Here is a 23,473-nt window from a genome sequence, read left to right on the forward strand (position 1 = left end):
AACGGCCGGGATTGGACCTTCTGGCACCCCCGCGCCGGCCGCGGGCACCAGCCCGGCAGCCGATCGCAATTTCTCGCGTGACGAATCCGCCACGGCCCCGTACATTCGGTCCGATGAGCACATCGACTCCTCTCGCGAAACGCATCCTCTGGGGCCTGGTGATCGGCGTGGTTGCCGCCGTGGTCACGCTCGGCATCGGCCAGTGGCATCCGCCCACCCTGGCGTTGATGCAGAAGATTTCCGGGGCCGTGTTCGACCCGTTCGGGCAGATCTTCCTGCGCATGCTGTTCTTCGTGGTGATCCCGCTGGTGTTCAGCTCGCTGGCCTCGGGCGTGGCCCAGCTCGGCCGACTGGACCGGCTCGGCCCGCTCGCCGGACGTACGTTCCTGCTGTTCTTCCTCAACATGGGCATCGCCGTGGCGATCGGCCTGGTGATGATGAACACCGTGCAGCCCGGCCATCACCTGGACGAGCAGGCGCGCGCCCAGCTGATGCAGGAGTACGGCAGCAGTGCGCAGAAGACGATCGACACCAGGGCGGCCCAGCCGAGCATGAGCTTCGGCACGCTGGTGGAGATGTTCATGCCGCGCAACCTGGTCGGCGCGGTGGCCGGTCCCAGCCGCAATGCGCTCGGCGACGTGCTGCCGCTGATCCTGTTCGCAATCCTGGTAGGCGCCGCCGCCACCCAGTTGCGCGAGAAGGAGCGCAAGCGCGTGCAGGTGGCGCTGGACACCATCACCGACCTGATGACCAGGATCGTCGGCTTTGCGCTGGAGCTGGCGCCGTACGCGGTGCCGGCGATGATCTACAGCGTGATCGTCAAGGTCGGCGTGGATGTACTGCTGGCGCTGTCGGTATTCGTGATCGGCTGCACCGTGGCACTGGCGCTGCACCTGTTCGGCACCATGTCGCTGTGGCTGCGCTTCCTGGCGAAGCGCTCGCCGCTGGTGTACTTCCGGCAGATTCGCGCCCTGCTGATCACCGCCTTCTCCACCAGCTCCAGCAACGCCTGCCTGCCCGCTTCGCTGGCGGTGGCGCAGGAGGAACTGAAGCTAAACCCCAGCACCGCCGGCTTCGTGCTGCCGCTGGGCGCGACCATGAACATGAGCGGCACCGCCCTGTTCGAGGGCTGCGTGGTGCTGTTCGTGGCGCAGGCGTTCGGCGTGGAACTCAGCCTGACCCACCAGGCCATCCTGATGCTGTTGTCGGTGCTGAGCGCGGTGGCCGTGGCCGGCATTCCCGGCGGGTCGCTGCCGATGATCGCCGGCCTGCTGGCCACCTTCGGCATCCCGCCCGAGGGCATCGGCATCATCATCGGCGTCGATCGCGTGCTCGACATGATGCGCACGACGGTGAACGTGGGCAGCGACATCGTTACCGCCACGGTGGTGGACAACCAGCTGCGCGACCGTTTCGCGACGACGGGCCCGTAAGCCCGTCCGCTGCGGCTCGAAGGGCTTGAAGCCGGCTGCTTCGCCCGCATCTGCACAGTACCGTCAAGCCGATAGCTACAGCCAATCAAACCCATGCCAACAATCAATTAGATAAATTGGCGACGGGCTCGTAGCATTCCTTTCGTTGTCCAACCACCACGGGAAGCCAAGCAGATGTCCCTGATCAACACCGAAGTGAAACCGTTCAAGGCCCAGGCCCTCAAGGCCGGCAAGTTCATCGAAGTCAGCGAAGCCGACCTGAAGGGCAAGTGGTCGGTGGTGTTCTTCTATCCGGCCGACTTCACCTTCGTCTGCCCGACCGAGCTGGAGGACCTGGCCGACAACTACGCCGAATTCCAGAAGCTGGGCGTCGAGATCTACTCGGTCTCCACCGACACCCATTTCGCGCACAAGGCGTGGCACGACACCTCCGACGCGGTGAAGAAGATCAACTACACCATGGTCGGCGACCCCACCCACCAGATCTCGCGCAACTTCGACGTGCTGATCGAGGCCGACGGCATCGCCGATCGCGGCACCTTCGTGATCGATCCCGCGGGCAAGATCCAGATCGTCGAGATCACCGCTGGCGGCATCGGCCGCGACGCGTCCGAACTGCTGCGCAAGGTCAAGGCCGCGCAGTACGTCGCCGCCCATCCGAACGAGGTCTGCCCGGCCAAGTGGAAGGAAGGCGAGAAGACCCTCGCGCCGTCGCTGGACCTGGTCGGCAAGATCTGAGTTTTCGCTGCAACGATGTCACGGACCCGGGCGCCGCGGTGCGCCCGGGCTCCGCACAGGATGCTTGTGCCAGCGGCCTGCGTCCGGCCTGCCCCCCTCCGTCAGGTCGGCCCTCCCCATGGCGCCGGCCGCTGCCACAAGCCTCCCGCATCCCCCTTATCCGTTTCGGAGTGTTCGCCATGCTCGACGAAGCCCTCAAGACCCAACTGAAGTCCTACCTGGAAAAGCTGACGCAACCGATCGAGCTGGTCGCAGCGCTGGATGACGGCGCCAAGTCGCGCGAGCTGGACGAGTTGCTGCGGGAGATCGCGACGTTGTCGGACAAGATCAGCCTGCGCCGCGACGACAGCGAAGCACGCAAGCCCTCGTTCGCGATCAACCGCGTTGGCACCGACATCGGCGTGCGCTTCGCCGGCATCCCGATGGGCCACGAATTCACCTCGCTCGTACTGGCCCTGCTGCAGGTCGGCGGACATCCGTCCAAGGCGGCGGCCGAGCTGATCGAGCAGGTGCGCAGCCTCGATGGCGAATACAGGTTCGAGACCTATTTCTCGCTCTCCTGCCAGAACTGCCCCGACGTGGTGCAGGCGCTGAACCTGATGAGCGTGCTCAATCCGAACATCCAGCACGTCGCCATCGACGGCGCGCTGTACCAGGACGAGGTCGAGACGCGCCAGGTGATGTCGGTGCCCACCGTGTTCCTCAACGGCGAGCTGTTCGACCAGGGCCGCATGAGCCTGGAGCAGATCCTGGCCAGGATCGACACCGGCTCCAGCGCCCGCGAAGCGGAGAAGATCAAGACCAAGGACGCGTTCGACGTGCTCGTGGTGGGTGGCGGACCGGCCGGTGCCGCAGCGGCAATCTACGCCGCGCGCAAGGGCATCCGCACCGGCGTGGCGGCCGAGCGCTTCGGTGGCCAGGTGCTGGACACCATGGCGATCGAGAACTTCGTCTCGGTCGACTACACCGAAGGCCCGAAAATGGGCGCGGCGCTGGAGCAACACGTCAAGAACTACGACGTGGATCTCATGAACCTGCAACGCGCCGAGAAGCTGGTGCCCGCGACCGCACCCGGCGGTCTGGTCGAGGTGCAACTGGCCAATGGCGCCACGCTGAAGTCGAAGACGGTGATCCTGGCCACCGGCGCGCGCTGGCGGCAGATGGGCGTGCCCGGCGAGGACCAGTATCGCAACAAGGGCGTGGCCTACTGCCCGCACTGCGACGGCCCGCTGTTCAAGGGCAAGCGCGTGGCGGTGATCGGCGGCGGCAACTCCGGCGTCGAGGCGGCGATCGACCTGGCCGGCGTCGTCAGCCACGTCACGTTGATCGAGTTCGACAGCAAGCTGCGCGCGGATGACGTCCTGCAACGCAAGCTGCGCAGCCTGCCCAATGTGGACATCATCGTCAGCGCGCTCACCACCGAGGTGCTGGGCGACGGACAGAAGGTCAGCGCGCTGGTCTACAAGGACCGCGTCAGCGATGAGATGCACACGCTCGAACTGGAGGGCATCTTCGTGCAGATCGGCCTGCTGCCGAACACCGAGTGGCTGAAGGGCACGCTGGAACTCTCGCCCCGCGGCGAGATCGTCATCGACGAACGCGGCCAGACCTCCATGCCCGGCGTGTTCGCCGCCGGCGACGCCACCACGGTGCCGTACAAGCAGATCGTGATCGCGATGGGCGCCGGTTCCACCGCCGCGCTGAGCGCGTTCGACCACATCATCCGCAGCCCCGTGGCGGCGGCGGTCGAACCCGAGGCGGTGGCAGCCTGACCATCGCTGAGGGCACCCGCGGCAAGCGCCGCGGGGCGGCTATGCTCGGGCGGCCGCTTTCGGCGCGTCACCCGGCTCGCAAGACATGACTCCGCTGCAGCAATTCATCGAGGCCCACCCGCGGTTGTTCGTGCTGACCGGCGCCGGTGTCAGCACCGACTCCGGCATTCCCGACTACCGCGACCGCGAGGGCGAGTGGAAGCGCCCCCCGCCGGTGACGCTGCAGGCCTTCATGCACGAACACGCCACGCGCCAGCGCTACTGGGCGCGCAGCCTGATCGGCTGGCCGCACTTCGGCCAGGCGCGCCCGAATCCTGCGCACCTGGCCCTGGCGCAACTGGAGCGACGCGGGCACATCGAGCTGCTGGTCACCCAGAACGTCGATCGCCTGCACCAGCGCGCCGGCAGCGAGCGCGTGGTCGACCTGCACGGCAGGCTCGACGAAGTGCGCTGCATGGCCTGCGACTGGCGCCTGCCGCGCGATGCATTCCAGCAGCAGCTGGTCGAAAGCAACCCGGCCTGGCAACACCTCGACGCCACCATCGCCCCCGATGGCGACGCGGACCTGGACGGCCAGGACTTCACCCGCTTCGCCGTGCCGCCGTGCCCTCGCTGCGGCAGCATCGTGAAGCCGGACGTGGTGTTCTTCGGCGAGGGCGTGCCGCGCGGGCGCGTGGAAGCGGCCACGCAGGCGCTCGACGCATCGGGTGGCGTGCTGGTGGTCGGCTCCTCGCTGATGGTCTATTCCGGCTACCGTTTCGTGCAGGCCGCGGCGAGGGCCGGCAAGCCGGTGGCGGCGGTGACGCTCGGCCGCACGCGCGCCGATGCGCTGCTCAGCCTGAAGGTCGACGCGCGTTGCAGCGATGCCCTGGCGTTCGTGCTGGACGCCGAACCGCTGGCCGTCATCTGATCGCCGGGGAGTAACCTTGGCACGCCTCCGACGAACCCCATGTAGTCAGCAACGCCCGCTGCGCGCCGGCGTGCAGGTCGACCATCCCCGGAGGCTCCCATGTCGAAATACCGCAAGACCGCCGAAGCGCTAGCCCGGCTCACGCCCGAGCAATACCGGGTCACCCAGGAGGCCGCCACCGAGCGCCCGTTCGACAATCTCTACAACGCGCACGCCGCGCCCGGCCTGTACGTCGACATCGTTTCCGGCGAACCGCTGTTCAGCTCGCTGGACAAGTTCGACAGCAGCTGCGGCTGGCCCAGCTTTACCCGCCCCGTGCAGGGCGAGCGCGTGGTGGAGAAGCACGACACCAGCCATGGCATGCTCCGCACCGAGGTGCGCTCGCGCGACGGCGACAGCCACCTGGGCCACGTCTTCCCCGATGGCCCGCGCGCCAGTGGCGGCTTGCGCTACTGCATCAACTCTGCCTCGCTGCGCTTCATTCCGCTGGAACAGCTGGAGAAAGAGGGCTACGGCGAGTTTCTCCACCTGTTCGACCACGCGAGGGACGACGCATGAACCCGACCAGCGAACGCGCGCTCCTGGCCGGTGGCTGCTTCTGGGGCATGCAGGAATTGATCCGCCGGCAGCCCGGCGTGCTGTCTACCCGCGTGGGCTATTCCGGTGGTGACGTGCCGAACGCCACCTACCGTCATCACGGCAACCACGCCGAGGCGATCGAGATCATCTTCGATCCCGCGCGGATCAGCTATCGCCGGCTGCTGGAGTTCTTCTTCCAGATCCACGACCCGACCACGCCGAATCGCCAGGGCAACGACCGCGGCAGCAGCTATCGCTCGGCGATCTTCCATACCAGCGAGGCGCAGCGGCAGGTGGCCCTCGACACCATCGCCGATGTCGAGGCCAGTGGCCTGTGGCCGGGCAAGGTAGTGACCGAACTCGCCCCCGCCGGCGATTTCTGGGAGGCCGAACCCGAGCACCAGGACTACCTGCAGCATTACCCCGGCGGCTACACCTGCCACTTCATCCGGCCGGACTGGAAGCTGCCGCATCGCGGCGGAGAAACCGGGCAAGCCGGCTGATCGCTGGCGCGAGCCGAGCTGCTCGGGCAAAGTGCGTTTGCGCAAATCCACACCGGCCCGGATCGAACATGGATGCTTTCAGCTACCTGTCCGTTTTGCTCTCGATCATCGTGGGCCTGGCGATCACCCAGGTGTTGCAGGGTCTGCGCGGCCTGATGCTGGCGCGCTCCAGCGCCACGATGTACTGGCCTTCGCTGGCGTGGGCCATCTTGCTGCTGGTACTCGACGTGCAAGTCTGGTGGGCCATGTACGACCTGCGCCTGCGCCAGGACTGGAGTTTCCTCGGCTTCTCCGTGCTGCTGGCGCAAACCGTGCCGTTGTACCTGCTGGCCGGGCTGGTCCTGCCGGACATCACCGCGGGTGAACCGGTCGACCTGCGCCGGCATTACTACGCCAACCACCGCTGGTTCTATACCTTGCTGGTGCTGCTGCTGGTGATCAGCCTCGGCAAGAGCCGGATGCTCCACGGCGCCCTGCCCCGGACGCTGGATGCAGGCTTCCAGCTGATTTTCATTGCCGGCTCACTGCTGGGCGCGTGGACCTCGCGCGAGTGGCTGCACAAGGCGCTGGTGGTCTTCAGCGCCACGCTGATGGGCGCCTATATCGCGATGCTGTTCGCCCACCTCCGCTGACCGCTTCAGCGCAGCAGCACATCCACTGCCTGCCGGGCCATCGTGGACACCACGCGAAACAGCATGCCCAGCACGTACTCCACAAAGGCCACGGTGATGTTGACCGTGGCTGCCACGGCGCGGCCCATGAAACGCATGATCGCGGTGATGAGGTTGCGGATCATCGCCGCCAGTCGCAGCGACTGCAGCGCGCCGGAGTAGAGCAGCCGCGCCAGCGTGTCCAGGATGGTGGCGCCACCCAGCACCGCCAGGCCCGCGCCGTGGCCCAGCGCGGAGAGTATCCAGTCCAGCGCGCGGAGGATCCAGCGCAGCGCGGTCGCCGACAGCATCATGCCTGGCCCGCCGACCGCGGCGGCCATGCCCAGCCAGGCTTCGGCCTGTTCGAAGCTGTCCGGCCCTTCCTGCAGCACCGGCAGCGCCCGCCAGGTGGCGTCGCCGACCGAGCGACGGTATTGCGGCATCAGGTGCGCCTCGATGGACACCAGCTTGCCCGGCCCCTTCATGCGGTAGGCGGTATCGCGCCAGGGCACGTGGCTGTACGGATAGACCGGCACCATCGGCACCAGGTCGGTGTCGTGGTAGACCCGGTGGATCGCGTCGGCGCCCAGCCGTCGGGTAAGGTACTGCGCATGCAACTCGACCCCCGCCCGCGGCGCGCCGAAGGTGTACAGCTGCAGCTTGCAGCCGAGGTCGCCGAGGCTGTCGGCCACCAGCGTGGCGATCGCGCCGCCGAGGCTGTGGCCGACCACGTGGATGGTGGAGACGTCGGCGGGTGAGCCGATCGCCTGGCGGATCTGCGGCAGCAGGGTCTGCGCCGCGGCCCAGAAGCCGGCGTGCACGGTGTAGCCGCTCGGCCCGGAAACGCCGGCCATGCGCAGGTTGCTGAGCCAGTCGTAAGCGCTGGTCTTGAAGGTGCCGCGGATCGAGACCAGGCGCTCGCGTTCGCGCGCGTTCCTGCCGCGCGCCACGTAGCCGAAGCCGGTGCGCTGGCTGATCGGCGAGCTGCCCAGGCCGGTCGAACCGGTCAGCCGCGTGCCGCCCAGCAGGTCGAACGACTCGCGCGCCGTCGGCGCGGCGGTCGCCGCATCCACCATGTCGGTGGACAGGCGCAACGCGTACGCACTGTCCGCAATCTCGGCGGCCTGCGCCGGTGAAAGGTCATTCGACATCCCCATCCCTCCCCGCTTGCTTCCAGTCAACTGAGCTTCCGGCTCAGATCGCCTTGCAGATACCGTAGTGCGTGCCCTCGAAATCGGGCGCGCGGGTCAGCTCGCATTCCAGGTTGAGCGGCTTGCCGTCGAGCTCCGCATTCGGCTCGTAGGAATTCCGGGTGTGCCGCCAGGCGGTGTAGTCGCGGCCTTCGTGGCGAATGGTGATCTTCTGCAGCACCACCGGCTGGTGCGGCACCGCGCGCAGCACGCCGGGGCGATGCTCCACCACCGGAAAGTGGAAGCGGCCTTGCGCATCGCTGAGCGTGTGTGCGGGCGGCACGTCGTTCTTGTTGTCCGACCACACCACTTCCTGCACCAGCTCGGCGCCCTGCACCGGCTTGCCGCCGCTCAGCACCGTGCCATGCACCTCGGAAAACAGCACCAGCGGACTGGACAACCCCATGGCGCACCCCTCGGACAGAATGAAAGCCAACAAGAACAGTGCCGCCACGGCCAGCGTGCCGGGCCGCGACAAGAATCGCCGCCGCATCCCCTTGCCAGGTTCTCCCGCCCGCATCAGCATGCCCTGTCCCCCTCGAACGCCAACCGTACCGGCAAACCGCCCGCAAAAAAAGTGCAGGGTTCGACGTCCCGGCATCGAGCCGTCTCGTGCGCTACGCCCACGGCTCGGACTCGGCCAGCAGCTGGCGCAACCGGGCATCGTCCATCGTGGCCAGCTCGTCCTCGGCCACGCGCAGGTTCTCCGCCGGCAGGGCGAGTTGACGGATCTCGCCGGCGCCGGCGCGCGAGAACACCAGCCGCACGTTGCCATACGAGGCGTCCAGCAGCGCGGCCTGCCAGTGCCCGTCGTGGAGATCGTCGAAACTGCGCATGCTCGTGCTGCCCGGTCGCAAGTGGTCCGCCGATTGTATCGGCCCGCTTCGCCGCAGGCGTCGATTCCGCGCCCGCTCGTTCGTCGCACGATGGCAGACCGGCCATCCCGGCCGTGTCCTCCGCAGGAGTCCGCTCATGTCCTACATCGACGGTTTCGTGATCGCCGTACCCGAGGCCAATCGCGCGCAGTTCATCGCCCACGCCCGCACCTATGACGCGATCTTCCTTGAGGTCGGCGCCCTCCGCGTCGTGGAGTGCTGGGGTGACGACGTGCCCGACGGCAAGCTCACCGATTTCCGCCGCGCGGTGCAGGCGAAGCCGGACGAAGCGGTGGCGTTCTCCTGGATCGAGTGGCCCGACAAGCCCACCCGCGACGCCGGCATGGAGAAGATCATGAAGGACCCGCGCATGGAGGCAGCCGCCAACTGCCCGTTCGACGGCAAGCGGATGATCTTCGGCGGCTTCGTGCCGGTGGTCAGCCTGCCAGGCTGAGTGCCGCCGAACCCGCGCCTTCCGTTCCCGGCGGTTCGACGGGTAGCCTCGGCCTGCCCGGTTGGCCATACTGCAAGCCAACCGGTAATGCCCGAAGACCGCGCGCCACTCCATGATTGCCAAGCTTCCCCCGCTCGCCGAAGTGCTGGACCTGATGCCCGATGCGGTCTGCGTGGTCGATGCGGAGGGACGCCTGCTTTACGTCAACGCGAGCTTCGAACGGATACTCGGCTACGCACCAGCCGAGGTGCTCGGCCGGCGCATTTTCGAACTGGTGCATCCGGAAGACCGCGAGGCCACCTTGCGGCAAGCCGGACAGGTCATGGCCGGCGAACTGCAACGCCACTTCCGCAACCGCTACATCCACCGCGACGGCCACAGCGTGGACATCCAGTGGTCGGCACGCTGGCTGCCGGAGTACGGCGTGCGCATCGGCGTGGCCCACGAAGTCACCGAGCTGCGCCGCAACGAGCGCGAACTGGAACATCGCGCCACCCACGACCTGCTGACCGGCCTGCCCAACCGTCACCGCCTGCACGTCGAACTGCAGTACGCCATCGCCAACGCGGCGGAAACCGGCTCTGGCCTGGCCGTGCTCTACCTCGACCTCGACGGATTCAAGGCAGTCAACGACCGCGCCGGCCACGCAACCGGCGATCGCGTGCTGCGCGAAGTGGGTCAGCGGCTGCAACAGGGCCTGCGCCAGGGCGACCTGGTGGCGCGCGTCGGCGGCGACGAGTTCGTGGCGCTGCTGCCGGGTTGCCGCGACAGCCGGGCCGCCCGCACCATCGCCGACGACCTGCGCGCCCGCCTCGGCTTGCCCTGCACCCTGCCCGACGGCCCGTTCCGCCCCGACGCCAGCATCGGCATCGCCTGCTACCCCCGCGACGGCACCGACGCCGAGGCGCTGCTGGCGCACGCCGACCGCGCGATGTACATCTCCAAGCGCCGCCAGTAGCACGTGGCGGAAAGCCGGGCTGCGTCGCAAAAGCGCAGGCCGCGAAGCGCCGCACGAGGCCCTCGAAACACCGCCCCGTCTTCGCGACGCGATACGCGCCGCGCCACAGCAGCTCACGCCATGTCGAGCACCGCCCCGCGCAACACGTCCAGGTGCGACGCGTAAGGGCGCCAGCGGCCGCTGCCCCGGCCGTGGATCGGCTCGCGAACCTGGGCGGCGCTGGGCGTGGCCACCGGCGCCGCGTTCCGCTCCGGGTGGAGGCAGGCTTCCTCCATCGCGAGACCACAATGGTCGAGAACCTTGCGCAAGGCGACGCCCGGCTCGCGGACGAGATCCGCATAGGCCACTTCGATCATGGAATCGGGCATCGTGGTTTGCCAATGCCGCGCCAGGCGGCGGTACTGGCCGTAGTAATGAACCATGGCACGCTGGTCGTAGCTGTACGCCGCCCGGTTCCCGAACATCATGCTCAGGTTCGAGAAGCACACCTCCAGCGGATCGCGCACCACGTGCACGATGCGCGCATGCGGCAACGCGCGGCGGATGTGGGCGACCATGCGTATGTTGGTCGGCAGCTTGTCGATGAAGTAGCGACACCCCGGTGCCCGCCAGCGCGTCTGCGCGAGATAGCGCGCACCGAGATCGGCCAGGTCCAGCTCCGCACCGCGCTCGATCGCGGCCAGCGTGCCTGCCGCGCCATGCGGGACCACCCCGGCGACCCGGCGCAACTGTTGCGGGAAATCCATGATCTCGCCGGCCGAGGCCACCTGCGAATGACTGGACAGCATGCGGTCGAGCAGCGTCGTTCCGGAGCGCGGCATGCCGACGATGAAGATCGGCTGCGGCCCTTCTTCCTGCTGCGCGCCCGGCGCCGCCGACCTTCCCAGCGAACCGGCAACCCGGATCAAGACGTCCACCACCGCGGTCTCGCCCTGCGCATCGTACGGCCTGACCCGGTGCATCAGCGCATTGCATCGCTGCATCGCTGGCCATGCCTCATCGTATCGACCCAGGTCGTCCAGTTCCTTGAACACGGCCGCCTCGAACGCGGCGCGATTGGCCAGTTGCGCGGGAGCTCCGGCGTCGGCCGGGAGCCGCTGCAGCTGCAGGCGCAGAAAATCGAGGTGGTGGGTTTGCGCCGTCTGCGTACGCAGGTTGGCCCGCGCCAGCGCCGCATCGCCGAAGGCAGGCCAGCGATCCAGGCAGGCATCCAGGAGGCGGCCCGCTTCGTCGGTTTCGCCGGCGAACTGCCGCAGCATGGCCTGTAGATGGAGTTCGCGCGGCGCGTCGGCACCTGCGGCGACCGCGCGATCGATCATCCGTCGCGCGGCGGGGATGTCCCGCATGCCCCAGCGCAAATGGGCCTGTTCGGCCAGCAGCATGGCCGGCAGATCCGCGGCCCGCTCCAGCCGATCCAGGCAGGATCGCGTCGCGACGACCTCGCCGGCAGCGGAAAGCCCGCGCGCCAACTGGATGTCCAGCGACGGCTGCGGATCGTCGGACTGCGCGACATCGAGCATCAAGGTCGCGGCGTCGCCCAGGCGACCACAGCGCAGCAGCACCGCCGCAAGATCCATCTGCACGAACGGGTTGGCGGGGACCTGCCGAAGCAGCGATTCCAGCGCCTCCCGCGCCGCGTCGAACTGCTGCTCGGCAAACCATTGCCGCGCCCGGCGACCGAGCGGAAACGCCACCGTATCCAGATGACTGTTCATGGCACAACGTCCGGATGCAAAACGATCGACCTCGCACTCGTCGGGCCGCAACCGGCCGCAGTCCGTGCAGTTTGCCACGGCACATCGACGCACATGGCCTGATGTCGCCAGCCGCGCATGGCGGAATAGCGGGATGTCGATCTGCCCGCCACTCGTTCGTCGCAGATCATGCAAGCCACGCCGCCCACAACCCGGAGAACACGCATGACCAGCAAGAACTCGATCTGCCTGTGGTACGACGGCGCCGCCGTGGAGGCCGCCACGTTCTACGCCAAGACCTTCCCCGACACCACCGTCGGCGCCATTCATCGGGCGCCAGGCGACTATCCCTCCGGCAAGGAAGGCGACGTGCTGACGGTCGAGTTCACGGTCATGGGCATCCCGTGCCTGGGCCTGAACGGTGGCCCGACGTTCCGGCACAACGAGTCGTTCTCGTTCCAGGTGGCGACCGACGACCAGGCTGAAACCGACCGCCTGTGGAACGCGATCATCGACAACGGCGGCCAGCCCAGCGCCTGCGGCTGGTGCAAGGACAAGTGGGGCCTGTCGTGGCAAATCACCCCGCGCGCACTGATGGCGGCGATCAGCGACCCCGACCCCGCCGTCGCCCGGCGCGCGTTCAACGCGATGATGGACATGACCAAGATCGACATCGCCGCGATCGAGGCGGCCCGGCGCGGCTGATGCGTTTCAACCGCCGGCGCTGGCCCCCACCGCCTGCGCAGCGAACCGAGCGCTGCCGCCACCCGACATGACATCGCGTATCCACCCGGAGTCTCGCCGTGATCCCCACCATCACCGCTTTTGAAAGCTCGCCGGATCGCGGCCAGGGCCTCGCGCGCGACATGCGCGTGCGCTGGGCACTCGAGGAAGTGGGCCAAGCCTGCCAGGTCCGCCTCGTCTCGTTCGGCACGATGAAGCAGCCTGCCCACCTGGCGCTGCATCCGTTCGGGCAGATCCCCACCTACGAGGAAGGCGAGCTGACATTGTTCGAGTCGGGCGCGATCGTGCTCCACCTCGCGCAACACCACGCCGGTCTGTTGCCCGACGACGTGAATGCCCGGGCGCGCGCCATCATGTGGATGTTCGCCGCACTCAACACGGTGGAGCCGCCGATCCTCGATCTGCAGACCGCCAGGTTCCTGGAAGGCGACAAGCCATGGGCCGCAGAACGGCTGCCGCTCATCAAGAATCGCATCCGCAACCGGCTGGGCCAGCTCGCCGTCCGGCTGGGCGATGCCGACTGGCTCGACGGCGCGTTCAGCGCCGGCGACCTCATGATGGTCCACACGCTGCTGCGCCTGAAGCCATCCGGCATGCTCGCCGAATATCCGCGCCTCGCCGCCTATGTCGCCCGCGGTGAAGCGCGGCCCGCGTACAAGCGCGCGTTCGCCGCGCAGCTGGCGGTGTTCACCGGCAAGCACGCCGCCGACGGTTGAGGCGCGTCGGCGGCCTGCGCCTTCGGCGGAACAGGATCTCCGGGAAGGCTGCAGATCATGCGGCCGACGCTTCAGCTCATCCGTGCCAGGCAGCCATCCAACTGCCGTCCCCGCCGGGTGAGCTTGCCGTCGAAACTCAACGTGCACAGCTTCCAGCCGGCTTCCCGCAAGGCGTTCAGGCCGCGACCGGTGGTGAAGGTTCCAGACGGTACTCCGGAGGCACGCAGCTCTTCCTTGTTGCTGTGGTAATACCCCTTCGGTACGCAAGCACCGGACCGGGGCGCGAAACTGGTCCTCAGCCTGCCGCGCCCTCCGGTGGCGGCTGCAGTTTCTGCTGCAATGCCTCCAGATCCGCAATCACCGCCTCCAGTGCATCATGGAGTTGGCCCTGGCGGTTCATCAGATCGTCGATCTTGTCGGTCTGCTTCAGCTTCGACAATTCACCGTCGAACAACAGCCAGATCGCCGTCAGGTGCTCCACATTGTTCCTGGCGTAGTGGCGCATTTCCTTGAGCTGCGCCAGCGTGTCAGTCACGTGATCGAGTTGCCTGCCGGCATTTTCATCGGCCATGACATGCTCCCGGGAGTAGTCCGGCCATGCTACGAACACCACCTCCACGACAACGTGAAGCTGCCGTGCCGCTTTCGTTCAATCCTGGTCCCGGCGACCTAGCCATTCGTCGTGACCTTTCCTGCAGTACGAACGCACATCGCCCGTGTCGCTTCTTCAGCGCACCGACGTCCCGGCGGCGTCGTCGGGCTCCCAACGCAGCAGATCGCCCGGCTGGCATTCCAGCACCTCGCACAACGCAGCGAGGGTGGTGAAACGCACGGCCTTGGCACGGCCGTTCTTGAGCACTGCCAGGTTGGCGGGCGTGATGCCGATGTGCTCGGCCAGCGTGCCGACGGCCATCTTGCGGCGGGCCAGCATGACATCGATGTCCACCAGGATGGCCATCAGATCACCTCGTCCAGTTCGGACTTGAGCTGCCTGGCCTGCGAATCCAGCGCGACCGCTTGCGCCAGCAACATCCGCAGCACCAGCACGATCAGCGCCACGCCGGCGATCACCAGCGATGCGCCGCAGACCATGGCGATCAGGCCCGGGGCGATTTCGTCGCCGGGCGTGATGCGGTTGGCGTGCGCGGCCACCACCGCCATGCCGAACGTGAGCGCCGAGGCTGCCGCGATGGCTCCGATCACGATGTCGACGTAGCGGAAGGCCGCGGAGGAGAACACCGTGCCGCGCCGGACCATGGTCAGCAACCGCCAGATGCAGACCGCAGTCACCTGCATCGTCAACACGCCGAGGATGACGATCACCACCAGCGGAATGCGCACGTCCGCGCGCGCCGATTCCAGGTCCTGCCACAACAACGGCGCGATCACGCCCTGCACCACCAGAGAACCCGCCAGCGCGATCGCAATCACGGCGCGCAGCGCCAGCACCGCAAAATCCCCCATCGCTGCTCTCCACGTATCGTTTAGTGACCGTAATATATCGCAAAACGATATATTCGCAATGAAAAACGATATGATCGTCCTGCCCTCCCAAAACCTCCGCCGTCGCATCAGTCAGCGCACGCTCCGGTGAGGACAACGCCACCTCGCCACCGAAGAGAGCCGCAGCGGGCGAGCGGGGGAAGCCGACTCGATTGCCTCGCCCCTCCCGGAGCCGCGTCAGCCGTATGATTCGCCCGATCAGGGCAAGGGGAAACACCACCGACACGCTGGAGAAACGACATGACAGACAAGCACACGGGTAGCTGTTTCTGCGGTGCCGTGGAGATCGAGGTCTCCGGCGCGCCCGAAGCAATGGGGTACTGCCACTGCCGCTCCTGCCGCTCCTGGTCGGCCGGACCGGTGAATGCATTCACGTTGTGGAAACCCGCCAGCGTCAGGGTAACCAAGGGGTCGGAATTCGTCGGGCATTTCCAGAAGACGGAAACCAGCGACCGCCAGTTCTGCAAGCAATGCGGCGGGCACCTGATGACCGACCATCCGACGCTGGGCCTGACCGACGTCTACGCCGCCACCATCCCGGATCTCGACTTCGTACCCGCCGTCCACGTGAACTATGCCGAGACCGTGCTGCGGATGAAGGACGGCTTGCCCAAGCTGAGAGACTTCCCGGCCGAGCTTGGCGGATCGGGGCAAGCCCTGCCCGAGTGACGTCCAGGCGGATAGCCCATGGACGGGCAGTGGTCCTGACGCACGTGCAACGAAACAGCGGGGCTTGCCGTGGCGGACGACAATCGAACTTGATCAGCCTCGGCCCCTGTTTGATTCCCGCATCGAACCGGGTGCCACACCCACGCTACCTGGCGATTGGCCCCGCTTCGCTCCTGGTCTATGCTCACGCCCCGGCGTCGCAAGCCGCCTCCGGGTCCGCGGGAAGGGTTCAACCCACTTGTCCATCGCTGGCCACCATCGACCTTTGTGCAGCCGGGATTGCGGACCTTCGGCATTCATTGCATGGAGGTTGTCATGAAGAACCTGCCCGCCCGTCCGCATCTGGACCATCTGAAGAAACAGGCCAAGCGGCTGCTCGAGGACGTGCGCCACGGCGAGCCCGATGCGCTCGAACGCGTTCGCCTTGCCCTGCCCGGCGCCGCCCGGCTCGATCACGCCGCCATCGCCGCCATGGAACTGCGCCTGCACGACGCGCAGTCCTGCATCGCACGCGAGTACGGTTTCGGCTCGTGGTCGCAGTTGAAGGATTACGTCGCACTGCAGGCCGCCTCGGTCGACATGCACGCGCGCAAACGCCAGTGGATGCACTGGGTCTTCGGCCACGGCTACCAGACGGCCAAACCCGCACTGGCCGAGCGACTGCTGCGCGAACATGCGGACCTGCTGGTCGGCGCGCCCGCGCTTGCCTGTGCCATCGGCGACGTCGCCACAGTGCAGGCCGCCCTCGCAGCCGATCCCGCCTGGGCCACGACGGCGCGCGCCGACAACGGCATGCCGCCGCTCGCCTGCGCCACCTTTTCCGGGCTGATCGCCCTGCCCGCCTGCGCGCCGGGCATTCGTGCCTGCGCGGACCTGCTGCTCGATGCCGGCGCGGACCCGGATGCGCGATGGACCGATCCGGAGCTGCCGCACGATTCGCTCAGCGTCCTGTACGGCGCCGCCGGTCGCAACCACGACATCGCACTCACGCGGCGACTGCTGCAAGCCGGCGCCAACCCCAACGACAACGAATCGCTCTACCACTCCACCGAGATCGCCGACAGCACGATTGTCCGCCTGCTGCTCGAGGCCGGTGCCCGCGTGACCGGCTGCAACGCGCTGTTCCGCGCGCTCGACCATGAGCATCCCGACACGGTGCGCCTGCTGCTCGCCCACGGGGGTGACCCGAACGAACCCGGCCCGGACGGCAGCCCCTTGCTGCACGCGATCCGCCGCCGTCGCTCGCCCGCGACCATCGGCCTGCTGCTCGACGCCGGCGCCGATCCTTCGGCAAGCAACGGTCACGGCGTCTCCGCCTATCGCCTGGCGTGCTGCCTTGGCCTCGTCGAAGTGGCCCGGCAACTGGTGCAAGCCGGCGCAGTGCCCGACGACCGCCCGCATGACGCCTTCCTCGGCGCGTGCGCGCGAGGCGATCGCGCCAACGTGCAGGCGATGCTGGCCGACGACCCGGGCCTCATCGGCAAACTGCCGTCGGCCGCCTTGCGCCTGCTGCCGGAAATGGCCGCCGGCAACGAGGAGGAAGCAGTGCGCGTGATGGTTGAGGCAGGTTGGCCGATCACGACGCGCGGCGGCGACATCGACGGCAGCGCGCTCAACTGGGCGGTATTCCGCGGCAACGCATCGCTCGCACGCTTCCTGCTCGCCCATGGCGCGCGCTACGACGAGCGCCACGGTTTCAAGGACAACGTCTACGGCACGCTCAGCTTCGCGTCCCGGGCCGAGACCACGCCCGGCGGCGACTGGCTGGCCTGCGCGGAAGCGCTGATCGACGCCGGTTCGCCCATACCGGAGGAGCGCTACGCGTTTCCGGAAGAGATCGCCGCGTATTTCGACGGTTTGCGCTCGGGTACGGACTGAGCGCAGCGGCGCACCATGAAATAAGGGGTCGGCGTGCCGAAAGCGCACGCCGACCCCTTATTTTGCTCTGTCACGCCCGGAGCGGCCGCCGGCCGCTTCGAACGCAATCACATCGATGGCGTGGAAGCCGCCGCGGCCGTAGTCGCGCCGGCGGGCTGCGTGTTCGCTGACGGGTATTGCCCGACCTGCAGGGTGAATCGGGTTTGACCGGACGGCGTCGCCGACGGGTCGAGATACACCTGGATCACGTAATTTGTCGCCGTCGCCACCGATTCGGTCCAGGTGTTCGCTCCGGTCGTGCTCGTGTCGACCAGTGCCTTGTCGTGGGTCTGGTCGGTCACCTTGAAGTACAGCCGAGGGTTGTCCGAAATGAGGTTGATCTTCACCGTCATGCCCGCCGCGATGGCCACGGTGAAGTTGTGCGCGGTGGCGCCGGGCGACAACACCACAGCCTGTTGTGCCCACGGCTTGCCGGCTTCGAATGTCACCGCGCTTGTGGGCACCTGCATGTCTTCGGCCCCGTACTGCCCGACCTGCAACGCGTATTTGGCGGTGTCGCCGGATGGTATCGCGGCGGGATCGATGTAGACATGGATCGCATACGTGGCAGCCGGCGCGTTCGGCAAGGTCCAGGTGGACTCACCGGTCTTGCGCGAATCCAGCAGCAGCTTGTCGTTGGTCCGGTCCTCCACCCTGAAACGCACGTTGGGATTGCGGGTGAGGAGATTGAGCTGCAACGTCTTGCCCGCCGCGATCGCCACCGTGTAATCGAGCGAGCTGTCGGAATGCGTGAGGTTGCCGATTTCCTGCGCCCAGACACTGTTGGCCGCGAAGGTCACCGCTACCGGATCGCCCGCGAAAGCCGGCAACGACACACAGGCAGCAGCCAGGCCGAAGCTCACGCCCAGGGCGCGGCAGAAAAGACGGAAACGTGACATGAGTGGGGACCCCTGGTGGATTGAAGTTGGTTTGCAGGCGATCGACGATTCCACGCCTTGCGGCACCGCAATCGCGAAGACGCTGCCTTCCCGTGTGCAGGCCATGCCTCACCCCTGAGTCAGCGCCGTGTGCGGACCATACGCTGGTCTCACGAGGCTTGCCAGCCGGCACAACCCGACTGACCGTTTTTCGCTCTGCGGCCAGGAGCCCGCCATGTTCAGTTCCCGGACGGGTCCATCCGCAATCTCGACCGACGCACGAGCACGAATTCAATTGGACGCGTCTCCTTTGTTCCCGCATGCCCTTGTTGCGGACAGGACGGAGCGATGGTCGCGGGCCGGACGCCTGCCTTCGTTTCGAAATCGCTTTTGTTGATCTCGGTCAACAGCCATCGGTGCCGATGAACCGAGCATGCGGGTGTTGCCAGCGCGATCCGGCATCGACAGGCATAGCCGGTGACTCCGCTTGGGCCAGGACGACAGGCATGGCGACGACCCCGGCGACGTCCACCATGTCGTCTGTTCCGCGCCGCGTTCGCGCATCGCCAGGGTTTCCTGGATACGCCACGGACATTGATGGTTTCGATTGCCACCCAACTGCGGAGAGTCAGCTCATGTCACCGATCAAGCTGGTTTCAATGATGGTTCTCGCCTCCCTGGCTACAGGCCAGGCATGGTCGCAAACGGCATTGATGAAGCAGGCCCAAGGTCTGTTCAAACCGATACCCGCCAATGCGCCGCCGTTGCCGGGCAATGCGGCGACCCCGGCCAGGGTGGAGCTAGGCAAGCTGCTTTACTTCGAGCCCCGGCTGTCCGAAAGCCATGCCATCAGCTGCAACTCATGCCACATGGTCGGCATGGGCGGGGTCGACCTGCAGGAGACTTCGCTGGGTCATCGCTGGCAGCATGGCGGTCGCAATGCACCGACCGTCTACAACGCGGTGTTCGACGTCGCCCAATTCTGGGATGGGCGTGCCAAGGACCTTGAGCAGCAGGCTGGCGGTCCGCTGGTCAACCCGGTCGAGATGGACACCACCGAGTCACACGTCGTCGAACAGCTCAAGGGGATTCCCGGCTACGCCGCCGTGTTCGCCAAGGCCTATCCGGCCGTGCCCGATCCGATCACGTTCGACAACGTGCGCAAGGCCATCGCCTTGTTCGAGGCCACCCTGATCACGCCGAACGCGCCGTTCGATCGCTACCTCAAGGGCAACGAGAAGGCGCTCGACGCGAATCAGAAGGAAGGCCTGGCGCTGTTCATCAACAAGGGCTGTGCGGCATGCCACAACGGCATCAACGTGGGCGGGGGCATGTACGCCCCGTTCGGCGTAGTCGAGCGGCCCGGTGCCGACATTCTCCCGCCGGGGGACAAGGGCCGCTTCGCGGTGACCAAGACGGCCAGCGACGAATACGTGTTCCGGGTGCCCTCGCTGCGCAACATCGCGCTGACCGCGCCCTATTTCCATACGGGCAAGGTGTGGGATCTTCGCCAGGCCGTCGCGATCATGGGCAGCAGCCAGCTCGGCGCAAAGCTGAGCGACGAGGAGGTCGGCAAGATCGAGGTTTTCCTCGGGGCCCTGACCGGCGACCAGCCGAAGGTCGCGCTGCCGACCCTGCCACCCAGCGTGGCAACCACCCCGCGGCCCAAGCCGTGACCCGCACGAATGAGGCTGTCCAGGCAAGCATGCAGGGACGTCCAGAAAAAAGGGCGCGTGGCCAATTCAGCCAAGCAGGCGACTGGCCCTGCCAGACGACGACCGGATTTATTTGGCCACGTCCCCTTTGATTCGCAGCACCAGCCAGGCCATCAACAACAGGGCGACCAGCACACCCACCGCCGCCGCACCGAGCAGGGGCCCGATCGCCGGTTCCGGAACCACGCCGCCATAAAGCAGGACCAGGCCCACGGACAACACCAGCACCGCCAGCTGATGCAGGTAGAACTGGAAGCCGGCGACCCTGCCCCCCGCGCCGACGAGCCACAGCTTGTGGATCAACGCGTAGATGAAGGACACCACAAAACCCAGCAGCAGCATGTGCGCGTGCGCCACGAACAAGGCGTGGTTGTGCGAAGCCGCCATGTAGATGCCAAGCCCCATGCCCGCGATGGCATAGGCAAAACCGCAGAGCAGAAATCTCCGATCGAGCGCCATGATGTCTTTCCCCTGGTCCCCGGTGGCCGGCATCGATGTCGCACGATGCACTGCCGGCTGCGCACCGCCGCGGGGCGATTCTGCTACAGATGTTCGAAGCGGGCACGCGGAAAGTATTTCCCGCGGAAACTGTCACGCGAAGGGCGTACCGGGAAAAGTGGACGTGGCCAATCAAGCCAGGCAGGCGGCTGGCCTTGCCAGACGACGACCGAATTCAATTAGCCACGCCCCTTCTTTTTCACGTCCCCTTTCATTTGGCCAGCGAGGCCATCATCCGCGTCACGTTCGATGGCAAGTGCGGCACCACCGCGGTCGACCGCTGGAACGTCGGCAAGCGCCTGTGCGATATCAAGGAAGCGCTGGACGGCTCGCTGTGGATGCTGGAGGACGCCGGCCCCGGCGGCTTGTATCGGCTCACGCCGAAATGACTCGACGTGTCAATTGATGATCTCCCCCATGCCGGCTTCGACGCGACGCTTCAGTTCCCGGATGAACTCCGCGTCGTAGGGCTCCCAGCGTTCGAGCTCGCCCACGATCCTCAGCGGCGCCGCGCTTCGGTAGGAGCGAGTGGGGTTGCCGGGGAATTTCTTGTTCGTCACGTTGGGGTCGTCTTCGAACGCACCGGTCGGCGTGACGACATAGACCCGCGGCCTTCCCCTGCCGCGCGCCATCTCCGCGGCAAGGCCGGCCCCCTTTGCTACGGCGGTGAAATAGATGTGGTTCATCACGACGCGGACGTCGTAGTTGGAGGTGAACCCGGCCATCAGCAAATCACCCAGGGAAAGATCCGCCTTCGTCCCGTGGTAGAACGGCCCTTCCACGCGATGGCAGTTCCCGTGGGAAACCGGAACCCACTCGTCGTCGTCATGCATCCCCGGCGTACCTCATGCTTGCTGCCCGATCGGCAGGCCGGCGATTCTCAGACGCCCCGGCAGTCTTGCCGCAAGCCCCGGTGACTGATATAAATTGATGGTGGGAGGCGCAGTGCGCCTCCTTTTTTTTGGTTCTTCGCGGGTAAGCGGGAAAGATCGTGTTGACAGGCACAAGGAAAGGGTGAGGGCGGCAGGCAGCGGATAAGCTGATAGCTCTCACACCAACAGCGGTTCAACCGCCGCCGCCCTCATGCACGATGCTATTGATGCTGCCCATTTTTGGATAGGGTTTCGTTTGTTCGAGACCCAGGCTTTGTCGGAGACGCAGCTGCTCCTCCGGCTGGAAGCGGATCCTCACATTGACCCGCGCTGTGGTCGTTGCCAGGCGCCCTGCGGGCTGATCCACGAGCGTCGCACCCGGCGAGTGCGCGAGCGTCATCTGATCGCCCATGTCGAGGCCCTGCTGCGCCTGCTGCCGATCCGTCATATCAGTCAGCTCACGGGGCTGCATTGGCACACCATCCGCGCCATCGATGCCCGGCGGCTGGCACGCGAAGTGACACCGCCGGATCTGTCGCGGGTGCGTCGACTCATCATGGACGAGTTTGCCCTGTTCAAGGGCCATCGCTACGCCACCGTCGCCCTCTGCGCCGACACCCAGCAGGTGTTGTGGGTGGGCCAAGGCCGCTCGCGCAAGGACGTGCGGCCGTTCTTCGAGATGCTGGGGCTGGAGGCCTGCGCCCGCATCGAAGCGGTGGCGATGGACATGAACACGGCCATGGACCTGGAAGCCAAAGCCCACTGCCCGAACATCCGCGTGGTCTACGACCTGTTCCACGTCATCGCCAAGTTCGGACGGGAGGTCATCGACCGGGTGCGCGTGGATCAGGCCAACGTGCTCAAGGCCGATCCGTCCGCCCGCCGCGTCATCAAACGCAGCCGCTGGTTGCTGCTGCGCAACCGGGGCAACCTGACCGACGAGCAGGCCGTCAAGCTGGATGATCTGTTGGCAGCCAATGCGCCGTTGACGACCGTCTACGTGCTCAAGGCCCAGCTCAAGGAGCTGTGGTATGCCCCGGACGAAGACGAGGCCCGCCGGCGCTGGAACGAATGGCACACCCTCGCCATGGACAGCCGGCTCCCACCCTTGATCGCCTTTGCCAAACGGTTGGCACCGTATATCGAAGGCATCGTCGCCAGCGCCATCTACCAACTCAATACCAGCGTCCTGGAAGGCATGAACAATCGCATCAAGGTCATCAAGCGCATGGCCTATGGCTATCGCGACTTCCCCTACTTCTTCCTCAAAATCAAGGCCGCCTTTCCCGGTAAGGCGCGATGAACCAAAAAAAAGGCGGAAACAGTGCACGATGTCCATGTCCGGATCGTGACATCGTCCTGGGTCGCAAGTTCGGGCTCGCCTTTCTCGAACTTGTCGTCACACGGCGTCGCTGCAACCGTGTCGCCGAACAACGAGAAGTCGATGAAAATGTCGCCCCACGACGCGCCTGAATAGGCTACCCGCACGTAGCCATCAAAATACTCAAAGAATGTCCCGGCCATGCCCCGTCCTCATCATCCGCGCCTTGCAGGCTAGCTTCACGCTGTCGCATCGGGTGCGACAACCAGAGTGGCCCGGGAAATTGCGGACGCCCCTCGGTCAGTGGTCGCCTTCGTGCTGGCGGAGCGCAGCGAGTGTGGCGCCATCCTCGACGCCGGACAAAGCAGCAGCGGCCTTGATGGATGAAACGGACTCGAAGTACCTGATCAGGTCCCAATCCCTGTCGATGGCCGACACGAATGACCCGTCCAGCGGATTTTCCGGGTTGACCGCAAGCACCACGGTACGCACGTCGATGCTGTCGAGATATCCGTCGTCGCCGATCTTTTCCCGCGCCACGGTAAACATGCCTGAGGCGGACTTCGGTGACATCGAAAGACAGTCGACCAGGGTCGCTTCCAACTGCCTCCACGGAGGGCGATCGTCGGCATGGGCGGCGAACCCTGCCGCGACGTGCTTTCGATGTTCGATCCGACCGCCATCTACGGCGGCTCCCATGTCCTCAAAACCGTCGCAGAGATAGACATCGTCCAGAAAGCTGTCGATGGAGAAAGCCGACACCATGACCGCCACGATGAATCGGCTTCCTTTCAGGCGTTCCGTCTCGATCGCGTGCCCTCGTCGAACACGTTCGACCGCCTCGGGAACCAGTTGCATGTTCCATCCGGGAATGACCGCGGAAA

At 66.4% G+C, this 23,473-nt stretch carries 28 protein-coding genes; 16 read left to right on the forward strand and 12 right to left on the reverse strand.

Translation table 11 applies throughout. The annotated features are described in order from the left end of the window. Positions 1-113: 113 nt before the first annotated feature. From ACVCMC_RS06370 to ACVCMC_RS06400, 7 genes are all read left to right on the forward strand, one after another. On the forward strand, positions 114-1,433 hold the full coding sequence (locus ACVCMC_RS06370) for a dicarboxylate/amino acid:cation symporter (RefSeq protein WP_447099072.1): 1,320 nt from the start codon (positions 114-116) through the stop codon (positions 1,431-1,433). Between the two features lie 174 nt (positions 1,434-1,607). Then, on the forward strand, positions 1,608-2,171 hold the full coding sequence (ahpC, locus tag ACVCMC_RS06375; RefSeq protein ID WP_395118074.1) for an alkyl hydroperoxide reductase subunit C: 564 nt from the start codon (positions 1,608-1,610) through the stop codon (positions 2,169-2,171). Positions 2,172-2,350: 179 nt separating this feature from the next. Then, entirely contained in the window at positions 2,351-3,943 is a 1,593-nt protein-coding gene (gene ahpF, locus ACVCMC_RS06380; RefSeq protein WP_447099073.1) for an alkyl hydroperoxide reductase subunit F, read from the forward strand. 85 nt (positions 3,944-4,028) lie between these two features. Next, complete coding sequence (locus tag ACVCMC_RS06385; RefSeq protein WP_447099074.1) at positions 4,029-4,853, forward strand: NAD-dependent protein deacetylase; 825 nt, start codon at positions 4,029-4,031, stop codon at positions 4,851-4,853. A gap of 99 nt (positions 4,854-4,952) precedes the next feature. Next, complete coding sequence (gene msrB / locus ACVCMC_RS06390; RefSeq protein ID WP_395118068.1) at positions 4,953-5,411, forward strand: peptide-methionine (R)-S-oxide reductase MsrB; 459 nt, start codon at positions 4,953-4,955, stop codon at positions 5,409-5,411. Further along, positions 5,408-5,935, forward strand: coding sequence for a peptide-methionine (S)-S-oxide reductase MsrA (gene msrA, locus ACVCMC_RS06395; RefSeq protein ID WP_395118066.1), 528 nt, complete (start codon positions 5,408-5,410; stop codon positions 5,933-5,935). The genes msrB and msrA overlap by 4 nt, the downstream gene beginning before the upstream one ends. Before the next feature lie 68 nt (positions 5,936-6,003). After that, positions 6,004-6,567 carry a hypothetical protein gene (locus ACVCMC_RS06400; protein WP_447099075.1) on the forward strand — a complete coding sequence of 188 codons (564 nt, stop codon included), beginning with the start codon at positions 6,004-6,006 and terminating at the stop codon, positions 6,565-6,567. Positions 6,568-6,572: 5 nt separating this feature from the next. On the opposite strand, the gene ACVCMC_RS06405 is transcribed toward ACVCMC_RS06400, so the two are convergent. From ACVCMC_RS06405 to ACVCMC_RS06415, 3 genes are all read right to left on the reverse strand, one after another. Further along, on the reverse strand, positions 6,573-7,736 hold the full coding sequence (locus tag ACVCMC_RS06405) for a lipase family protein (protein WP_447099076.1): 1,164 nt from the start codon (positions 7,734-7,736) through the stop codon (positions 6,573-6,575). A gap of 43 nt (positions 7,737-7,779) precedes the next feature. Next, complete coding sequence (locus tag ACVCMC_RS06410) at positions 7,780-8,181, reverse strand: DUF6795 domain-containing protein (RefSeq protein ID WP_395118060.1); 402 nt, start codon at positions 8,179-8,181, stop codon at positions 7,780-7,782. A gap of 211 nt (positions 8,182-8,392) precedes the next feature. Beyond that, the gene (locus ACVCMC_RS06415; RefSeq protein ID WP_447099077.1) at positions 8,393-8,611 is read right to left on the reverse strand and encodes a hypothetical protein; all 219 of its coding nucleotides are present in this window, start codon (positions 8,609-8,611) and stop codon (positions 8,393-8,395) included. 136 nt (positions 8,612-8,747) lie between these two features. Between ACVCMC_RS06415 and ACVCMC_RS06420 the strand changes: the two genes are divergently transcribed. Both ACVCMC_RS06420 and ACVCMC_RS06425 read left to right on the forward strand, forming a co-directional pair. Further along, the gene (locus tag ACVCMC_RS06420) at positions 8,748-9,104 is read left to right on the forward strand and encodes a DUF1428 domain-containing protein (RefSeq protein ID WP_395118056.1); all 357 of its coding nucleotides are present in this window, start codon (positions 8,748-8,750) and stop codon (positions 9,102-9,104) included. 112 nt (positions 9,105-9,216) lie between these two features. Continuing rightward, positions 9,217-10,062 carry a diguanylate cyclase domain-containing protein gene (locus tag ACVCMC_RS06425; RefSeq protein WP_395118054.1) on the forward strand — a complete coding sequence of 282 codons (846 nt, stop codon included), beginning with the start codon at positions 9,217-9,219 and terminating at the stop codon, positions 10,060-10,062. Between the two features lie 113 nt (positions 10,063-10,175). On the opposite strand, the gene ACVCMC_RS06430 is transcribed toward ACVCMC_RS06425, so the two are convergent. Beyond that, entirely contained in the window at positions 10,176-11,777 is a 1,602-nt protein-coding gene (locus ACVCMC_RS06430; protein WP_447099078.1) for a tetratricopeptide repeat-containing sulfotransferase family protein, read from the reverse strand. A gap of 204 nt (positions 11,778-11,981) precedes the next feature. Here ACVCMC_RS06430 and ACVCMC_RS06435 point away from each other — a divergent pair, with 204 nt between their 5' ends. Both ACVCMC_RS06435 and ACVCMC_RS06440 read left to right on the forward strand, forming a co-directional pair. After that, positions 11,982-12,461, forward strand: coding sequence for a VOC family protein (locus tag ACVCMC_RS06435; protein WP_447099079.1), 480 nt, complete (start codon positions 11,982-11,984; stop codon positions 12,459-12,461). 98 nt (positions 12,462-12,559) lie between these two features. Beyond that, a complete protein-coding gene (locus tag ACVCMC_RS06440) occupies positions 12,560-13,216 on the forward strand; it encodes a glutathione S-transferase family protein (RefSeq protein ID WP_447099080.1) in 657 nt (218 codons plus the stop codon). Between the two features lie 295 nt (positions 13,217-13,511). Here ACVCMC_RS06440 and ACVCMC_RS06445 read toward each other — a convergent pair whose 3' ends face one another. From ACVCMC_RS06445 to ACVCMC_RS06455, 3 genes are all read right to left on the reverse strand, one after another. Further along, complete coding sequence (locus ACVCMC_RS06445; RefSeq protein ID WP_447099081.1) at positions 13,512-13,787, reverse strand: hypothetical protein; 276 nt, start codon at positions 13,785-13,787, stop codon at positions 13,512-13,514. Positions 13,788-13,943: 156 nt separating this feature from the next. Continuing rightward, on the reverse strand, positions 13,944-14,174 hold the full coding sequence (locus tag ACVCMC_RS06450; RefSeq protein WP_395118045.1) for a helix-turn-helix domain-containing protein: 231 nt from the start codon (positions 14,172-14,174) through the stop codon (positions 13,944-13,946). Then, positions 14,174-14,680 (reverse strand): DUF2975 domain-containing protein, encoded by a 507-nt coding sequence (locus tag ACVCMC_RS06455; RefSeq protein WP_447099082.1) that lies wholly within the window; start codon positions 14,678-14,680, stop codon positions 14,174-14,176. Before ACVCMC_RS06455 ends, ACVCMC_RS06450 begins: the two co-directional genes overlap by 1 nt. A gap of 279 nt (positions 14,681-14,959) precedes the next feature. Here ACVCMC_RS06455 and ACVCMC_RS06460 point away from each other — a divergent pair, with 279 nt between their 5' ends. Both ACVCMC_RS06460 and ACVCMC_RS06465 read left to right on the forward strand, forming a co-directional pair. Next, a complete protein-coding gene (locus tag ACVCMC_RS06460) occupies positions 14,960-15,388 on the forward strand; it encodes a GFA family protein (RefSeq protein WP_447099083.1) in 429 nt (142 codons plus the stop codon). 156 nt (positions 15,389-15,544) lie between these two features. Beyond that, positions 15,545-17,266 (forward strand): ankyrin repeat domain-containing protein, encoded by a 1,722-nt coding sequence (locus ACVCMC_RS06465; protein WP_447099084.1) that lies wholly within the window; start codon positions 15,545-15,547, stop codon positions 17,264-17,266. Positions 17,267-17,373: 107 nt separating this feature from the next. Here the strand turns inward: ACVCMC_RS06465 and ACVCMC_RS06470 are convergent, their stop codons facing one another. Then, positions 17,374-18,309: a hypothetical protein gene (locus ACVCMC_RS06470; RefSeq protein ID WP_447099085.1), complete on the reverse strand. Its 936-nt coding sequence runs from the start codon at positions 18,307-18,309 to the stop codon at positions 17,374-17,376. 380 nt (positions 18,310-18,689) lie between these two features. Here ACVCMC_RS06470 and ACVCMC_RS06475 point away from each other — a divergent pair, with 380 nt between their 5' ends. Continuing rightward, on the forward strand, positions 18,690-19,859 hold the full coding sequence (locus ACVCMC_RS06475) for a cytochrome-c peroxidase (RefSeq protein WP_447099086.1): 1,170 nt from the start codon (positions 18,690-18,692) through the stop codon (positions 19,857-19,859). Between the two features lie 108 nt (positions 19,860-19,967). Here the strand turns inward: ACVCMC_RS06475 and ACVCMC_RS06480 are convergent, their stop codons facing one another. Further along, positions 19,968-20,357, reverse strand: a complete 390-nt coding sequence (locus tag ACVCMC_RS06480) for a TonB-dependent receptor (protein WP_447099087.1) — start codon at positions 20,355-20,357, stop codon at positions 19,968-19,970. Between the two features lie 35 nt (positions 20,358-20,392). Here ACVCMC_RS06480 and ACVCMC_RS06485 point away from each other — a divergent pair, with 35 nt between their 5' ends. Beyond that, on the forward strand, positions 20,393-20,785 hold the full coding sequence (locus ACVCMC_RS06485; protein WP_447099088.1) for a hypothetical protein: 393 nt from the start codon (positions 20,393-20,395) through the stop codon (positions 20,783-20,785). A 9-nt stretch (positions 20,786-20,794) separates the two neighbouring features. On the opposite strand, the gene arr is transcribed toward ACVCMC_RS06485, so the two are convergent. Beyond that, positions 20,795-21,229: an NAD(+)--rifampin ADP-ribosyltransferase gene (gene arr, locus ACVCMC_RS06490; protein ID WP_395118031.1), complete on the reverse strand. Its 435-nt coding sequence runs from the start codon at positions 21,227-21,229 to the stop codon at positions 20,795-20,797. 250 nt (positions 21,230-21,479) lie between these two features. Between arr and ACVCMC_RS06495 the strand changes: the two genes are divergently transcribed. Next, on the forward strand, positions 21,480-22,571 hold the full coding sequence (locus tag ACVCMC_RS06495; RefSeq protein ID WP_447099089.1) for an ISL3 family transposase: 1,092 nt from the start codon (positions 21,480-21,482) through the stop codon (positions 22,569-22,571). Here ACVCMC_RS06495 and ACVCMC_RS06500 read toward each other — a convergent pair. Both ACVCMC_RS06500 and ACVCMC_RS06505 read right to left on the reverse strand, forming a co-directional pair. After that, complete coding sequence (locus ACVCMC_RS06500; protein ID WP_447099090.1) at positions 22,523-22,792, reverse strand: hypothetical protein; 270 nt, start codon at positions 22,790-22,792, stop codon at positions 22,523-22,525. The genes ACVCMC_RS06495 and ACVCMC_RS06500 overlap by 49 nt on opposite strands. A 97-nt stretch (positions 22,793-22,889) precedes the next feature. Continuing rightward, positions 22,890-23,447, reverse strand: coding sequence for a hypothetical protein (locus ACVCMC_RS06505; protein ID WP_447099091.1), 558 nt, complete (start codon positions 23,445-23,447; stop codon positions 22,890-22,892). Between the last annotated feature and the right edge of the window lie 26 nt (positions 23,448-23,473).

The sequence above is a fragment of the Rhodanobacter sp. UC4452_H20 genome (assembly GCF_052978205.1).